General features: G+C 37.0%; 16 protein-coding genes. 13 read left to right on the forward strand and 3 right to left on the reverse strand.

The window, feature by feature from the left end; genetic code table 11:
• Window positions 1-94 precede the first annotated feature (94 nt).
• From CXF79_RS02425 to CXF79_RS02450, 6 genes are all read left to right on the forward strand, one after another.
• Window positions 95-1,699, forward strand: coding sequence for a cation:proton antiporter domain-containing protein (locus CXF79_RS02425; protein WP_101153771.1), 1,605 nt, complete (start codon window positions 95-97; stop codon window positions 1,697-1,699).
• A gap of 318 nt (window positions 1,700-2,017) precedes the next feature.
• On the forward strand, window positions 2,018-2,992 hold the full coding sequence (locus CXF79_RS02430; RefSeq protein ID WP_011042588.1) for a CsgG/HfaB family protein: 975 nt from the start codon (window positions 2,018-2,020) through the stop codon (window positions 2,990-2,992).
• Between the two features lie 18 nt (window positions 2,993-3,010).
• On the forward strand, window positions 3,011-3,328 hold the full coding sequence (locus CXF79_RS02435) for a hypothetical protein (protein WP_011042589.1): 318 nt from the start codon (window positions 3,011-3,013) through the stop codon (window positions 3,326-3,328).
• Window positions 3,329-3,368: 40 nt separating this feature from the next.
• Window positions 3,369-3,719 carry a DUF4810 domain-containing protein gene (locus CXF79_RS02440; protein WP_011042590.1) on the forward strand — a complete coding sequence of 117 codons (351 nt, stop codon included), beginning with the start codon at window positions 3,369-3,371 and terminating at the stop codon, window positions 3,717-3,719.
• 114 nt (window positions 3,720-3,833) lie between these two features.
• Window positions 3,834-4,442, forward strand: a complete 609-nt coding sequence (locus tag CXF79_RS02445) for a GNA1162 family protein (protein WP_011042591.1) — start codon at window positions 3,834-3,836, stop codon at window positions 4,440-4,442.
• 483 nt (window positions 4,443-4,925) lie between these two features.
• Window positions 4,926-5,801 (forward strand): SDR family oxidoreductase, encoded by an 876-nt coding sequence (locus CXF79_RS02450; protein ID WP_101153773.1) that lies wholly within the window; start codon window positions 4,926-4,928, stop codon window positions 5,799-5,801.
• A gap of 95 nt (window positions 5,802-5,896) precedes the next feature.
• Here the strand turns inward: CXF79_RS02450 and CXF79_RS02455 are convergent, their stop codons facing one another.
• Complete coding sequence (locus CXF79_RS02455) at window positions 5,897-6,796, reverse strand: LysR substrate-binding domain-containing protein (RefSeq protein WP_011042594.1); 900 nt, start codon at window positions 6,794-6,796, stop codon at window positions 5,897-5,899.
• A gap of 120 nt (window positions 6,797-6,916) precedes the next feature.
• Here CXF79_RS02455 and CXF79_RS02460 point away from each other — a divergent pair, with 120 nt between their 5' ends.
• The 6 genes from CXF79_RS02460 to CXF79_RS02485 all read left to right on the forward strand — a co-directional run bounded on the left by CXF79_RS02460 (window position 6,917) and on the right by CXF79_RS02485 (window position 12,966).
• The gene (locus tag CXF79_RS02460) at window positions 6,917-7,363 is read left to right on the forward strand and encodes a DoxX family protein (protein ID WP_011042595.1); all 447 of its coding nucleotides are present in this window, start codon (window positions 6,917-6,919) and stop codon (window positions 7,361-7,363) included.
• A 106-nt stretch (window positions 7,364-7,469) separates the two neighbouring features.
• On the forward strand, window positions 7,470-8,303 hold the full coding sequence (locus tag CXF79_RS02465; protein ID WP_101153775.1) for a pirin family protein: 834 nt from the start codon (window positions 7,470-7,472) through the stop codon (window positions 8,301-8,303).
• 140 nt (window positions 8,304-8,443) lie between these two features.
• Window positions 8,444-9,085 (forward strand): hypothetical protein, encoded by a 642-nt coding sequence (locus tag CXF79_RS02470; protein WP_101153777.1) that lies wholly within the window; start codon window positions 8,444-8,446, stop codon window positions 9,083-9,085.
• 582 nt (window positions 9,086-9,667) lie between these two features.
• On the forward strand, window positions 9,668-10,114 hold the full coding sequence (locus CXF79_RS02475; RefSeq protein ID WP_101153778.1) for a DoxX family protein: 447 nt from the start codon (window positions 9,668-9,670) through the stop codon (window positions 10,112-10,114).
• A gap of 54 nt (window positions 10,115-10,168) precedes the next feature.
• Window positions 10,169-11,152 (forward strand): glutathione S-transferase family protein, encoded by a 984-nt coding sequence (locus CXF79_RS02480; RefSeq protein ID WP_011042600.1) that lies wholly within the window; start codon window positions 10,169-10,171, stop codon window positions 11,150-11,152.
• Between the two features lie 434 nt (window positions 11,153-11,586).
• The gene (locus CXF79_RS02485) at window positions 11,587-12,966 is read left to right on the forward strand and encodes an ATP-binding cassette domain-containing protein (protein WP_011042602.1); all 1,380 of its coding nucleotides are present in this window, start codon (window positions 11,587-11,589) and stop codon (window positions 12,964-12,966) included.
• 122 nt (window positions 12,967-13,088) lie between these two features.
• Here CXF79_RS02485 and CXF79_RS02490 read toward each other — a convergent pair whose 3' ends face one another.
• Both CXF79_RS02490 and CXF79_RS02495 read right to left on the reverse strand, forming a co-directional pair.
• Window positions 13,089-14,246 carry an alkene reductase gene (locus CXF79_RS02490; protein WP_101153780.1) on the reverse strand — a complete coding sequence of 386 codons (1,158 nt, stop codon included), beginning with the start codon at window positions 14,244-14,246 and terminating at the stop codon, window positions 13,089-13,091.
• Window positions 14,243-14,683 carry a hypothetical protein gene (locus CXF79_RS02495; RefSeq protein ID WP_101153782.1) on the reverse strand — a complete coding sequence of 147 codons (441 nt, stop codon included), beginning with the start codon at window positions 14,681-14,683 and terminating at the stop codon, window positions 14,243-14,245. The genes CXF79_RS02490 and CXF79_RS02495 overlap by 4 nt, the downstream gene beginning before the upstream one ends.
• A 132-nt stretch (window positions 14,684-14,815) precedes the next feature.
• On the opposite strand from CXF79_RS02495, the gene CXF79_RS02500 reads away from it, so the two are divergent.
• On the forward strand, window positions 14,816-15,736 hold the full coding sequence (locus CXF79_RS02500; RefSeq protein WP_011042605.1) for a LysR family transcriptional regulator: 921 nt from the start codon (window positions 14,816-14,818) through the stop codon (window positions 15,734-15,736).
• The last annotated feature ends 113 nt before the right edge of the window (window positions 15,737-15,849 follow it).

Below are 15,849 nucleotides of genomic sequence, written 5' to 3' on the forward strand. Positions count from 1 at the left end.
ACTAATAAAAAAATGAATTCATCAATTTTTTTTCGTCGACATAAGCATTGATAAATTATTGATGTAACTTTTCAGGTTAACTTCAGGAGACATAATGGACTCTATTCTTGTAATCATCGCCATATCACTGACAATTGCTAGCGTTATAAATATTATACTAACCAAATTTTCTATTTCTCATATTATTGGCTACATTATTACGGGCACTGTGGTTAGCACTCTTTTTGACTTTAATGGCAGTAAAAATCTTCATTCCCTAGATCTCATTGGCGAATTTGGCATTGTTTTTCTCATGTTTACTATTGGTTTAGAAATGTCTTTTTCTAAATTGGATAAAATGAAAAAATTGATATTTTATAATGGCTTTGTGCAAATGGCATTCAGTGCCTTAATTATTTTTATCATAGCGCTTTATGCTTTCACTCTTGATGCGGTATCGTCACTCGTTATTGCGCTTTCATTTAGTTTGTCTTCAACGGCGATAGTATTACCTTACCTTAAAAAATCAAAAGATATTGTTACCCCTTACGGTGAAAGGTCTGTTGCTATTTTAGTCTTTCAAGATTTAGCTGTTATTCCTATTTTATTGCTGATGAGTTTCCTTTCGAATAATGAATTATCACTGACAGATGTCTTATTAAAAACATTGTTATATGCCAGCGGCATTATTATCTTCATGTTCACGATAGGTAAAAAAATTATTGCTTGGTTACTTCATTTCTCCTCTAAAGCTCGAATGGAGGAGTTGTTTTTAAGCTCTGTTTTTACAATCGTTTTAGGTGCATCATTATTTGCTCATGAAATGGGCTTTACCTATTCACTAGGCGCATTTATCGCAGGTATGATCATTGCTGAAACTAAGTTTCACATAAAAGTAGAGTCTGATATTTCTTCTTATAAAGATTTACTCTTAGGGGCTTTTTTCTTTTCAATTGGAACAAAAATTAATATTGAATATTTTATCAGCCACTTACATTGGGTGTTGGGGATTTTAGTATTGGTTATGATGATCAAAGCGATCATCATTTATATGCTGATGAGAAAGCAGCTGAATAAAAGTGACTCAATTAAGTCTGCGGTTGCTTTATGCCAAGTAGGTGAGTTTTCGTTCGCTATTTTTGCTCTGGCAATGAATCAAGATATTATTGCCGATGAATTAGGCAGTTTCCTGATATTGATTACAGTGTTATCGATGATTTTAACGCCTTTCATGGTTAATAATATTTATAAAATAGCATCAGTTTTTGTGGTCGAATACTTTGAAGCAGACAATATTGCCACGGTAAAAACTACTAATCATACTATCGTGTGTGGGTTTGCAGTTTTAGGGAGAATTGTCGCTAAAGAACTATCAAAACGTGAGGCTAAATTTTTAATTATTTCTGATAATTTACAACATGTATTACTCGCGAGAAAGCGTGGTTATGATGCCTATTTTGGACATTTAGATAAACTCCCCGTATTGGAATCACTCAATGTAGATCAGACCAGTAGTATTATTATTACTGTTAACACATTAAAAAATAAGCAAATAATTTGTGAGTCTGTGCTTGATTACTATCCTGATGCTAATTTAGTGGTTAAAGTGAATACGATTGAAGAAAAGGCTGCTTTGGCAGATATAAATATTAGATCTTTCGTTCATGCTCAACAAGAAACTGCTGAACTTTTGGTTAAGCAAAGTATTGTTGAATTCTAAGTACTCATTTTCCCTTAAACTTTTATGAGGGTGAGCAACTTTTCATGGCTTGCATTGAAAACTTTTAAATCAAGTGCTTATTATATTGGGAGTCGTAGTTTCATTAAAACCATCTAAGAGGACTCTGTGATGATATTAAAGGTCAGTTTTTAATTCGGCTGATTGGCCTCTACTGATCGATTGAAGAAGAGTAATGGTCAGTGTAGAGTAGAATAAATGGTTTGGAGATGTAGTCAAAAATATCATCATAAAACAATACGATAATTTGATTTATCTATGTTATTATCCTGTTAATTATTAATGTTATCAAGGGATAAGATGAATCATAAAACACTAATGCTAGCAATGTCGGTTAGTCTAATATTTACTGGCTGTGCAACCGTTGAGAAAAAGGAAATCCACACAACACCTGTACAAGCCCCTGCTATAAGTAAAACAATCACAGCAACTGCCGATCAAACTAAATATCTCAAAAGAAAAGTAGCGATTGGTCGTTTCACCAACGAAACAACCTACGGACAGAGCTTTTTTATTGATAGCGATAATAATCGTATTGGTAAACAAGCAATGGATATTCTTTCATCTAAATTATTTGAAACAGGTAAGTTCATCATGCTTGAGCGTGCTGACTTAAGTAAAATTGAAAAAGAACTTTCAATGTCTGGCAGTTCGGCACTAAAAAATGCCGCTGACTTTATAATTGTTGGTTCAATTACTGAATTTGGACGCAAAGAAGTTAGCGATGTCGGGGTTTTCTCTCGTGTTAAACGTCAAGAAGCCAATGCTACTGTGAACATTCGCATTATTGATGTATCTACAGGTCAAATTATCTATTCAGAAAAAGGTAAAGGCATCGCTTATTCAGAAGCCGGTACTGTGCTCGGTGTAGGTGACAAAGCGGCTTACGATAGCTCATTAAATGACAAAGTAATAGATGTTGCTATTACAGATTTAGCCTCAAATATTGTTGAAAATATGTTAGGTAAAGCATGGCGATCTTATGTTCTTTCTTATGATGAAGGTAATTTAATAATCTCTGGTGGTAAGTCTCAAAATATTAAACCAGGGTCAACTTTTGAAGTAGTCAAGTCAGGTAAAAAAGTTAAAAATCCACAAACAGGTATGTTTATCACCTTACCCGGTAAAACGATTGCCAAAGTTAAAGTGACTAGCTCATTTGGTGAGACACCAGAATCAGAAGTTTCATTTAGCCAAATAATTGAAGGCAACTTGGATTCTTATATCAAAGCAAATGATTATACAAATTTGTTTATTCAAGAAATTATTAAATAACAACATAAGGACATTAAAATGAATATCATTCGGACATTATTTATATTTTCACTTCTGGCCATTACATCAGCTTGTAGTAGCTACAATACTTATAGTTCAGGTCAAACGACGGCTGAACCCGTATCCTATCTTTATTTTTCAGGAAATATTACCGGCGCTGAAGTTTCTATTGATGATGCCCCATCATTTATAGTGACCAAAGCAGGCCCTAAGCAGCAATATAAAGTAACACCAGGTAAGCATACAATTATAGTGACTAAACAAGGCAAGGTAGTTGTTCAACGTAACGTATTGCTTGGTGATGGTCATGAGAAAGAAATAAATATTCCTCAATAAAAATACCAATAACAATAATTATAATCATCATAGGATCAACATGAAATTAGTATTAACACTTTTGATATTTACCGCTTTCCTTAGTGGCTGTAAATCAACACCACCAATGTATATGTATGAAAATTACTCTGAAAGTTTTTATGCCTTAAAAAAAGAAAGTGGTCATGAAAGTGATGCTCAATGGCAGAGTTCATTAGAAAGTATCGTTCAAAAATCAAATGCGAAAGCGGTAAGAGTTCCACCAGGAATTTACGCGAACTTAGGTTATATTCAATTAAAATCAAACAATTACCCAAAAGCGATTGAATTTTTTGAACAAGAAAAAAGTATTTACCCTGAATCAAGCCGATTTATGGAAAACTTAATTAAAAAAGCAAAAGTGAAAGGGTAATAGAAAATGAATTACATTGAAAAAATAAAAACTTCACTACTAATCCTATCTATATTATTTCTGAGTGGCTGCGTAGCGCCAACCTACATAACAAAAGGGGAAGAGTTCCCTAAAATGTACGAAGAAAAGCCACGTTCACTGCTTGTTATGCCGCCAATAAATCTAAGTACTGATGCTGAAGCAAAGGATTATTATTCAACGACTGTTGAAATGCCTATTGCTTTACATGGTTATTATACTTTTCCTTATCAACTTACTGCTGATGTATTAAGACAACAAGGGATTTATGATAGTGAGTTAGTTTATGATGTACCGCTAAATAAGTTTCATGAATACTTTGGTGCCGACGCAGTGCTTTTTACAAAAATTGTTAGTTGGGATACGTCATATACTGTTTTAGCCTCAACACTGACTGTTTCTATCAATGCAGAGATAAAATCAACTAAAACCTCAGAGGTTTTATGGCAATACAATGGTACGGTTGTCGTCGATTTAGCAGTAAATGGTGGCGGCGGAATAGCTGGCCTTCTTGTTAGTGCAATAGCAACAGCAATCAATACCGCAGCAGCGGATTATACTACTTATGCAAAACAAGCGAATGGTAGATTTATTGGTAGTATGCCAGTTGGGCCATATCATCCAATGTACATGAAAGACCAACAAGTTAAATTGTTAAAACAAAGCAAGGCATCGGATTCAGATAAAACAGCAACGACAGAATAGATTACAATGCTATCAGTGGACTTGTCATCGTTCGATAAGTCCACTGTATTAATTAGAATAATTCGAAAAATTACAGTTGCCTCAATACAATTACATTCACTTCTTATGTTTCTATTACTCTCAACTTAAAACGCAGTTATTAATACAAAACCTATTATTTAATGCTAACTCTGTTCGTATTATTGACTATTTCCCGTTATTTTCGCCAATGGTATGAAATTATATAGAGTCAACTTCCATAACATTAGGATCTATTCCTAAGCCGCTTTCTTCTCAATAAAAACCTAATTAACACCAGTAACGAATACGAATATTATCCCCTATTAATTAAGTTCAAATATATTGAACTCAAAGAACAAATCATTGCGTTATTTTTTGACTTAGATTTCTTTTAATATGCCTCCATCAAATTGATACCACTTAAAACAAAGGCGTTATGCCCTTAGGTTAAATAAAATGTTAAATAAACTTTGGAGAAAAATAATGAACAATCAAACTATCTTAATTATTGGTGCTGCTGGTAACAATGGTATGGCAACTATCGAGTCTTTAGTAAGTAAACAACCTAAAGACACTATTGTTGCCGCAGTTCGTAGTACTGATAAAGCAACGCTATTAAAGAAAAAATTCCCATCAATCAAAACAGTTATCATTGACCTTGATAAACCTGAAACATTAACCGCGGCTTATGAAGGTGTTACAAAAGTATTCATGATACCGGGTAATGTTGAAGAAAGAGAACAGCATGCTAAAAACGCCATTGATGCCGCAGTACAAGCGGGCACTGTTAAGCAGTTTTTATTCTATTCTGTTGTTGGCGCTGAATATGAAGCGATATTATTTGCTCAACAATTTAGAGCGGGTGAGAAATATTTAGAGCAATCAGGCCTTAACTGGACCCACTTACGCACTATTTTCTTTCAAGATAACTTTTTCGGTTGGGCTGATGGTGTTAAACAAGGTGGCTTATATTTTGGGATCCGTGAAGGTAGCTTCGCTCCGTTAAATGTTGCTGATATTGGCGAAATGGCAGCGAATATTTTAACCACATCAGGTCATGAGCATAAAGCTTACAATATCACTGGCTCAGAATTATTAAGTGGTGAAGAGATGGCGAAAGTATTTTCCGATGTTACAGGGAAGACCGTAGCGTATATTTCACCTACAAAACAGCAAACTTTAGACTCACTTTTATCGACAGGTTGGCCACAATGGCAAGCAGAAGGTATGTTAGAATTATTTGAAGTATTTGCAACGAATCAAGCGGCTGTTGTAAGCCCTGATGGTGAGCAATTATTAGGTCGCCCATTAACCACATTAAAAGATTTTATTGCCAGTAATAAAGCGGCGTTTGTTTAAATTCGTCGAAATAATTTAGTTGTAACCTAAAAACCAGTCTATAAATATAGACTGGTTTTGTAATATATAAGAATGCTATGTTTACCATAATTCCATCAGATTAACTTAACAGCCATTTGTTGTATATTGCTAACAAACCATGCCAGTGCTTTACCTTGATTATCATTACGCCAAGCCATACATAATTCGCTATTTCTGTTTTCGGTAGTTTCTAAAGCTAAGATAACGAGCTGCCCCGATTCTAATTGTGATTTAATGCGATGAATCGGCAGGAATCCTACACCTAAACCTAGCAGCTGTGCTTCTATCTTTTTTTCAATACTTGATACCGTAATACGCGATTGTCCATCCAGTAGACCTGCAGAACGACCTGGTAGATTTCTTGAGCTGTCGGCCACCACTACAGAAGGATATTTTTTTATTATTTCATTTGAAAGAGGCTGTTGCTCTTTAATTAATGCATGATCTTTTGCTACGACAAAAACAAAGTCCACATTGCCTAATTTATAAAGAGAAAAGTCACTATTGTATGGTTCACCTGTGGCACCAATAATAAGATCAGATCTGCCAGCAACCAATGCATCCCATGTACCACCAAACACTTCTTCTGTTACACGGATATTAATCCATGGGTATTCCTGCTGAAATTGTGCGATTAAGGTGTAAATGGGTTGAAACAGTAAAATGCTATCAATACAAATGCGTAGTTCCAGCTCCCACCCCTCGGCTGATTGTTTTGCCATATGAGTCAGCTCGTCGGTGGCTTTTAATATCAGTCTTCCTTGCTCTACGAGCATAATGCCAACAGATGTCAGCTCTGCTTTGCGCTTACTGCGATCAAATAATGCGATACCAAGATCGTCTTCAAGTTTATTTACTGTATAGGAAATGGCTGACGGCACTCGAAATAATTCATCGGCAGCAGCGGCAAAACTCTTTTTACGCTCAATGGCATCAAGCACCTTTAAAGCATCAAGTGTTATCGGGGAAGTCATACATCAATCCTTTTGAACTAATTGTTCAAATTTAACCGTTATTATTCGTTATAGCCTTTAAATATAATAGCTTCATTAAACAAAAACAACGAACTTTAATAACAAACTTTGGAGAATACAATGAACACCTCTTTTATAAAAACACTTATGACAACTAATGCGGGTTTTGCTGCGTTAGCCCTTAGAATTCCAACCGCTATTATTTTTATCGCTCATGGCGCACAAAAATTATTTGGCTCATTTGGCGGTTATGGTTTAGAAGGAACCGGTCAGTGGATGGCATCAATAGGGCTTGAGCCAGGATATCAATTGGCGTTATTAGCCGGTAGTGCAGAGTTTTTCGGCGGTATTGCTTTATTAATCGGTTTACTGGTTCGCCCAGCAGCGTTAATGCTTAGCGTTACCATGGTAGTCGCCATTTTTAGTGTGCATTTTGCCAATGGTTTATTTATGACGAATAACGGTTATGAATTTGCGCTTGCCTTATTAGCGGTATCATTTTCATTAATGTTTAGTGGTGCAGGTAAGCTTTCTCTAGATAACTTATTAGCGGAAAAGTTAGCTTAATTCACTAAAAGTAGTGAATTAAGAGACCATCAGTAAAGTATAAATTTAGTATCTAGGGTGGTGAATACTACCCTAGTGCACGATTAAAGTTATTCAGGAGCAAAAAATGATTGTAGTAAATAAAGTCAATTCACAACCAACACAAGATGGCGATGGCGTCAAAATTTCACGTATTGCTGATTTTACTGGTAAATACTTTGACCCCTATTTGATGATTGATGAGTTAAAGTCTGATGATAAAAATGATTTTATTGGTGGCTTTCCGGCACACCCTCACCGTGGTATTGAAACCTTTACATATATGATCAAAGGTGGCTTTGAACACAAAGACCAACTGGGTAATAGCGCTTTAATTACAGCGGGTAATGTTCAGTGGATGAGTACCGGTTATGGGGTAATTCACTCTGAAATGCCAATAACTGATGAAAACGAAGGTATGCACGGTTTTCAAATATGGTTGAATATGCCAGCGAAAGACAAATTACGTCCTGCACGCTATCAAGATTCAACAAGTTTACCGAATTTAACCAATACAACAGGAGCAAGTCTTAAATTAATGGCGGGTCAATGGACGTTTGGTGGAGAAACCGCTTCATCGCCGCTAACTGAGTTGGCTGCAAATGCTGCACTCGCAGATTTAACGCTTGAGAGTAACGCTAAAGCTGAGTTTGATTTATCTGATGCCGAGCAAGTATTAGTTTATGTGCACAGCGGGCGTTTTTCTAGCCCTCGTCTAAACGCAGGAGAATTAGCGATTGTGGATGCCCAGCAGGCATTAGCGATTACAGCAAGTGATGACGGTGCAGGTGCACTTATTTTAGTTGGCAATAAAATCAAAGAAAAAATTGTTCACATGGGACCTTTTGTGATGAATACCGAACAAGAAATTCGTCAAGCGGTAGAAGATTATCAGCAGGGCAAGTTTGGCAGCATTGCTTAATCTTACTGTGAGTATTAAACAGTAATGTGAATTAAAATTTTATACAGGTAATTTTACAAATACAGTCAGGTCAGAATAACCGAATCTTACCAGGGTAATATTCGATTATTCGGCCTTATGAAATAAACCGGAGTTATTAAATGAGTAATGTAGCGAATATCGAGCACTCGTTCTTTGCGGCTAGTCAGGAATTTGAAAACGCATGGGAAAACCCAAGAAATACACGTTTTGAATTACCGGCACCTGATGTTAACAAGGTACTAAGTGAATGTTATGAGGTTGGAAAACCTGTTCACCTTACGGGCAATATGGTCTGGGATATGGAGCTTAAGAAGGCGTGGAACCCTGCTAACTACATTCCATATGTTGTCTCTCGTGACCATGCGTGGGGTCGTTATTCTTTCGACGATGACAGTGAATATTTCGTGAGAGAGATAGAAGCAAAGGCTTGGATAATTGAAGATGCGATCGGACCAGTATTTGAAGAAGTTTTCATTAGTCACAAAGAACGACGAATGATTTTTCTTGGTCGAGATAAACTGACAACTGAGACTGGAAAAACTATACGTACCAACGAATACCAGCCTTTATTCCATGTTGAACATGGCGTCGCAGGTACTGAAGATGCTCCTTTAAATACTTGGCGCATTGTGATTTTGACCGAGAATAATGATCCACTATATCATCAGCCATTCGAGGAAATGGTCAAAGCAGGCGGGCTGCCAGGATTCCTAGAAATATATATTAATAGAGACCTAGACGCTCAATTAAGTCGGAAATAAAGAAGAGTTTTCAGTTAAATTTAGCGACATAATCGCTCAGATTAGGTTTTTAATTTTGAGCACTGACAATAGAGATAGAAATCGCAGACACAAAATAAAAAACTTTATAAGCACTGGGTATGTTTATAAAGTTAACTACGTACAAGGTATATGAGTTTGACTACTTATATCTCGTAGGTAACTTACCCAAACTCCCATCAATAATTCAGCTTGTGCGGCTTTTTCAAGGCCGTCTAAGCCAGCCCGCAAGATACCAAACACGGCTTCTGCTACTCGTGTATTGAACCTCAGTTACTCCTGTATCGTTAGTGCTTTGCTTTGCCATAAGTATCAACTCGTTATTGGCGGACTTGTTCAGCGCTCGCGTTTACCGTATTAAAATAACTTGAGGTCAAGGCTCTTCTTAGCTTACGTTCAGTATCCTATACCTGTAAGGCACTAAATGTCATTGGAGCGGGCTTTACATCAATATTTTTGAACTAATTGTTCAGATTTAACCGTTATTATTCGTTAGAGTCTTTAAATATAATAGCTTCATTGAACAACAACAACGAACTTTAATAACAAACTTTGGAGAATAAAATGAACACCTCTTTTATAAAAACACTTATGACAACTAATGCTGGTTTTGCTGCGTTAGCCCTTAGAATTCCAACAGCTATTATTTTTATCGCTCATGGCGCACAAAAATTGTTTGGCTCATTTGGCGGTTATGGTTTAGAAGGAACTGGTCAGTGGATGGCATCAATAGGGCTTGAGCCAGGATATCAATTGGCGTTATTAGCCGGTAGTGCAGAGTTTTTCGGCGGTATCGCTTTATTAATTGGTTTACTGGTTCGCCCAGCAGCATTGATGCTTAGCATCACCATGGTAGTCGCCATCTTTAGTGTGCATTTTGCCAATGGACTATTTATGACGAATAACGGTTATGAGTTCGCACTTGCTTTGTTCGCTATATCAATTTCGTTGATGTTTAGTGGTGCAGGTAAGTTAGCACTAGATAACGTATTGAAACAGCGCTTAGGTTAATAAAGCAAATAATTCCTTTTAATATTTATTCACATATAACAGAGAGATACTACAATGAAATCAGTAAAAAACAGTTGGAACAGCAGTATAAAAGATGGTGAATACCAACGTAAAGAATCACAGTTTAGAAACTGGATCACCACTGATGGCAGTGCTGGCATAACAGGACGCGGTGGGTTTCAAGCTGAGGCTGGCCGTTATCATTTATACGTATCACTTGCTTGCCCATGGGCACATCGCACATTGATTTTCCGCCAATTAAAAGGGCTAGAAGATTTAATTACCGTAAGTGTGGTTCATCCAGATATGCATGAAAATGGCTGGAGTTTTAAGCATGATGAAGAGTCCGCCAAGCTCTATGGCACAACGGGAGATAATTTATATGACGGAAAATTTATCTCTGAAAAATACCTAGCCCAAGATCCTGATTACAGCGGTGTTAATAGTGTTCCTGTGTTATGGGATAAGAAAGATAAAGTGATTGTAAATAATGAATCATCTGAGATCATTCGTATGTTTAATAGTGCTTTTAATGACATTACGGGTAATACACTAGACTTTTATCCTGAACACTTACGTGAAAAAATTGATCATGAAAATGAGTTGGTCTATCACAAAATTAATAATGGCGTGTATAAAACTGGCTTTGCGACAACACAAGAAGCCTATGACAAAAATGTAAACGAATTATTTGCCGCATTAGAACAGATTGATGAAAAGTTATCAAAACAACGTTATTTAACAGGTGATGAAATCACCGAGGCTGATTGGCGCTTGTGGGCAACATTAGTTCGATTTGATTCGGTATATCATACGCATTTTAAATGTAACTTAAAATTGATCAAAGAATTTAGCAACATCTACAATTATATGTTGGAACTGTTTCAAGTACCTAACGTCGCTAAAACGGTAAATGAAGCGCACATTAAACGTCATTATTATGCGAGTCATGTGGCGATTAACCCTTATGGCATTGTTCCTATTGCTCACCAGCAAGATTGGACCGCCCAGCACAACCGAGATAAGCAATTTAGTTAGTTTGTTATTTAAAGAATTTTTGTGCAGTAACAATAAGCTTATAAATCAACCCAACTTACGTCAGTTAACCGTGACGTAAGTTTTTTTGCTTATCCATATCTGGCCCTTGCTGATTTTAAGTTACATTTATAAGCGTATCGTTACTTTAACGTGTTAAGAGTCTAGCGGTTCATTTTGATTGGCAGTGGGTATTGGCTATAGAAGATGATGTAATGCTTATGTGTTATTCAAGCGTTTGATTTTGTTTGCTTTTAATTTGTTATTGAACTCAGGCATTACATGGGGTGCTGTTTATTCGTTTATAAGACATTAGCGGAATCAAATAAAGCTGTTGATAGAGTATATAAAGCAAGGTTACCATAATCTAAATCATTATATTTAATGCTATTAATCAAACAAACTTTATTAAACTTCGAATTGAGCCTAACGATCTTATGATAAACATTACAAATTTTGAACACACCAAGTTAGCGATTAAAAACTGGCAAGTACTTGAAAATGAAAGTTGGTGTATTTTGGGGCGAAATGGCTCAGGAAAACAATACCTTGATCAGCTTTTAACGGGTACTTTACAGCCAGATTCAGTCGATGAATTTAAAATACCCCATGCAGATAAGGTTGGAATGGTTTCTTTTGAAAGCCAACAAGAGGTTTATGAGCATGAATTAAAAATGGATGCTTCTGATTATACCGATGCCAATGATATTGGTACTAAAGCTAAAGACTTTTTACCTAAAGATAAACTTAATGATGTGCTGATCAGTGAATTTGGTTTGAGCCACCGACTTGAAAGTGGTTATCGACAGTTAAGTACAGGTGAGGGGAGAAAGCTCTTAATCTTACAGGCGATATTTAATGGCGTAGAGCTTCTTGTATGCGATAACCCTTTTGATAGCTTAGATGAAGCTTCCTGTATCGCTTTGTCAAATGCATTAGAACGCTTATCGAAAACAGGCATTAATGTGTTACTGATGCTAAATAATCGACAAGATATTCCTGCGTGGTGTAACAATATCGCCTTTATTGAACGAGGACAGTTTGATGTTGTCGGCAAACTAGAAAGTGACGAAACCAAACGACAGTTAGACGCATTGTTAATGCCAGTATCTGACAATGTTAGTTGGCCAACTAACATGCAAGAATTGTGTGACTTCAAGCACGACTATCTAGTAAAACTATGTAAGGGTAAAGTTCAGTACAAAGGGGTAAGCGTTTTTGAAAATTTAGATGTTTACATCAAACCATTGCAGCATACCTTGATCACAGGTCCAAACGGCAGTGGTAAATCTACCTTAATGCAGTTAATTACTGGGGATTGCACCCAATGTTATAGTAATGACATTCATGTTTTAGGCTATAAACGAGGCTCAGGTGAAAGTATTTGGGAACTCAAGAAAGACATGGGTATTGTCAGTGCTGAATTACACCGACAATATCGCGTAAACGGCGATCTGCTAACGGTAGTTCTTTCAGGTTTTTATGATTCTATTGGTCTTTATCAACAAGCTGATCAGCATAAAATTGAAATAGCTCGACAGTGGTTAGAAAAAATTGGCTTATTGGCGCACCAACATAGTTCTTTTCGCAGCTTAAGTTATGGAGAACAACGGTTAGCTTTAATTGCTAGAGCTTTGGTTAAATCTCCCTATTTATTGATATTAGATGAGCCAACGCAAGGTTTAGATGAGCTTAATCGACATAGAGTACTTAATTTTTTAGAACACTTATCCGAACAAAAGCACAGTACCATGTTATTAGTGAGTCATCGTAAAGATGAGTACCTATCAATTTTTGAGCAGCATATAAAATTGTAAGTTCTGCATTCACTAGTTAGATCCAGAACGAGTATCTGTTAGCGAGAAAGGTAAGGGAGTAATCACTCCTTTACCTTATATCTTTATGTTATTGGAATCACAGCATAATAACTATCGAGTCGTTAACGTAATATTTCCGCTGTTGGTTTTGTACTATCATTGCTTTGCGCAACTGAAGCTTGATCTGAATAACGTGGATAATCGGTATAACCACGCGCATCGCCGCCAAATAATGTTGATGGGTCAGTAATGTCGTTTAATGGTAGATCATGTTTAAAACGATAAGGTAAATCTGGGTTAGCTAAAAATTTTCGACCATAAGCAATAAAATCGACTAAGCCAGAATCGATTAAATCCGCGCCTGTTTTTGCTGTGTAATTACCTGCAACAACAATGCTACCGTTGAAGTTTAACCGTAAAGCCTGTCTAAATTCATCACTCACTAGCGGTGCATCATCCCAATCTGCCTCAGAAAGGTGGATGTAAGCTAAGCCCAAATCATTAAACTTTTTACTAGCAAGTAAAATGGCATCAATTGCTTCAATATCATGCATACCACGTTGAGTAATAAATGGGGCAAGACGAATGCCGACTTTATTTGCGCCAATTTCCTCACTCACCGCTTCAACAACCTCCATAACAAAGCGTAATCTATTAGTAATTGAACCGCCGTATTCATCGTTACGTTTGTTTGAACTACGACGTAAAAATTGATCAATCAAGTAACCATTCCCGCCATGAATTTCAATACCATCAAAACCTGCTTCTATGGCGTTGCTTGCAGCGAGACGGTAATCTAGAACAATATCCTTAATATCTTGCTTTGATAATTCACGTGGAATGGGGCAATCTACCATGCGTCCTATTCCATCCTCACCCACAACCCATACTTGTGCATCAGGCGCAATTGCAGAAGGAGCCACAGGCAGTCCATCAACATGAAAGGAAGCATGAGACATACGGCCAACATGCCATAATTGAGAAACAATATGGCCATCAGCTTGGTGAATTGCTTGGGTTACTTTTTTCCAACCAGTGACTTGTTCAGGGGTAAACATACCAGGCGTAAATGAATAACCTTTTCCCTGAGAAGATATTTGTGTTGCTTCAGTTATAATAAAGCCTGCGCTGGCGCGTTGCGCATAATACTCTGCCATTAAATCCGTTGGCACATCGTCAGGTTGAGCAGTACGAGAACGTGTCATTGGCGCCAATACAACGCGATTGCTCGCTTCAAATGTACCTAGTTTTTTTGCGTTAAATAGAATTGAGTTTTTCATAATATTTTGCCTCCTAAAAAATCAAAATTTTCGTTAGTTTCATAAACAAGAGTTTGTTTTTTCTCTGTTAGTTCCTGATGTTCGTCAAGTGGGAAAAGCATTTCTACCGTTAAACCATCAGGGCCAATAATAAATAGCTGTCGTTCGTTTGAAATAGGCAGAGCTTTTTCGGTATAGGAATAAGCGCTATTATCAAGTCGTTTGAGTAATGCGTTGTAATTAGCCCCTTCAAGAGCAACATGGGCAATTGAACCATTACCAAAGGCTGAAAAGGGTTGCTCTGCAATATGTATAAGCGGATTGTCATCGCTATATAGCCATAGACCATTAAATGGAAAAGGTGGCCGCTTTCCTTCGTGTAAACCAATCAGATCTACCCAAAAACACTCCATTGCTCTAAGGTCTGTCGTTAGTACTAATACGTGATTAATATTCATGTAATACCTTCTTAAATGCTCGTGATGAGTTTTGTTAATGAAATAATAGGTCTTGCCCATAAACAAAACAATTGCCATAATTATTAAAACATTCTTCCTTAATTCGGAATAATATGAGCGGTATAAAATAATATGGATAAACTCGGTGATATTGAATTATTTGTGCGGGTCATAAAAAATGAAGGTTTAGCTGCAGCAGGTAGAGAAGTTGGGCTTTCACCGGCAAGAATGACTGCGCGTATAAATGGCTTAGAAGAAAGGTACGGCGTTAGATTGTTAAACCGAACAACTCGCCGGATTTCACTAACCGATGAAGGACGTAAGTTTTACGTTTCCTGCGAGCGAATTTTAGCGGAAGTAGAGCAGGCCGAAACTTCATTACAAACGGGTCAAACAAGCTTTACAGGCGCACTACGCATAACTGCACCATCTGATCTTGGACAACAACACATAGCACCCGTGTTATCAAGGTTTGTAGAAGAGCATCCTAGCATCACACCTTATCTCTTTCTTTCTGACAGTGTTGTCGACCTAGTAGGGAACGGTTTTGATTTAGGGATCCGCTTCGGCAGTTTGAAAGACAGCACGCTGATAGCACGTCGATTGGCGAGTAATCGTCGAGTATTGTGTGCTTCACCTGATTATCTGAAGCGTAAAGGCATACCTGTGCTTCCTGAAGAGTTAATACAGCATGATTGTTTGACCATGGTTCGTATGGCTGAACCACTAACTACTTGGCATTTTCAAGGTACCGCTGGTAACAGTTCAATTTCAATTCAAGGGACGAGAGCGTCCAATGACGGTGCTTTGATTAGGCGCTGGGCCATTGAAGGGGCCGGTATTGCATTAAAATCATATTGGGATATTGCTGAGGATCTAAAAGCAAAACGCTTAGTGACGGTTATGGATAATTACCAATATGACTTTAATCGAACAGGAACCACCGGAGGGGCTGATCTCCATGTTATATACCCGAATAGAAAGTTCATTTCACTAAGAACCACCGCGTTTATTGAAGCTTTGAAGCAGCACTTTACTTCGGTAGACAGTTAATTTATTAAACTAATGATTAATCTTCTCTAATCGAGATTGGAAATCTACTAAAAATCAGTGATTTAATTCAATGGAAAATATAATTTTAGACATCTCTACTCTAATTATTTAAA

Origin of the sequence: Colwellia sp. Bg11-28 (assembly GCF_002836245.1) — a bacterium.
GTDB classification, from domain to species: domain Bacteria; phylum Pseudomonadota; class Gammaproteobacteria; order Enterobacterales; family Alteromonadaceae; genus Colwellia; species Colwellia psychrerythraea_A.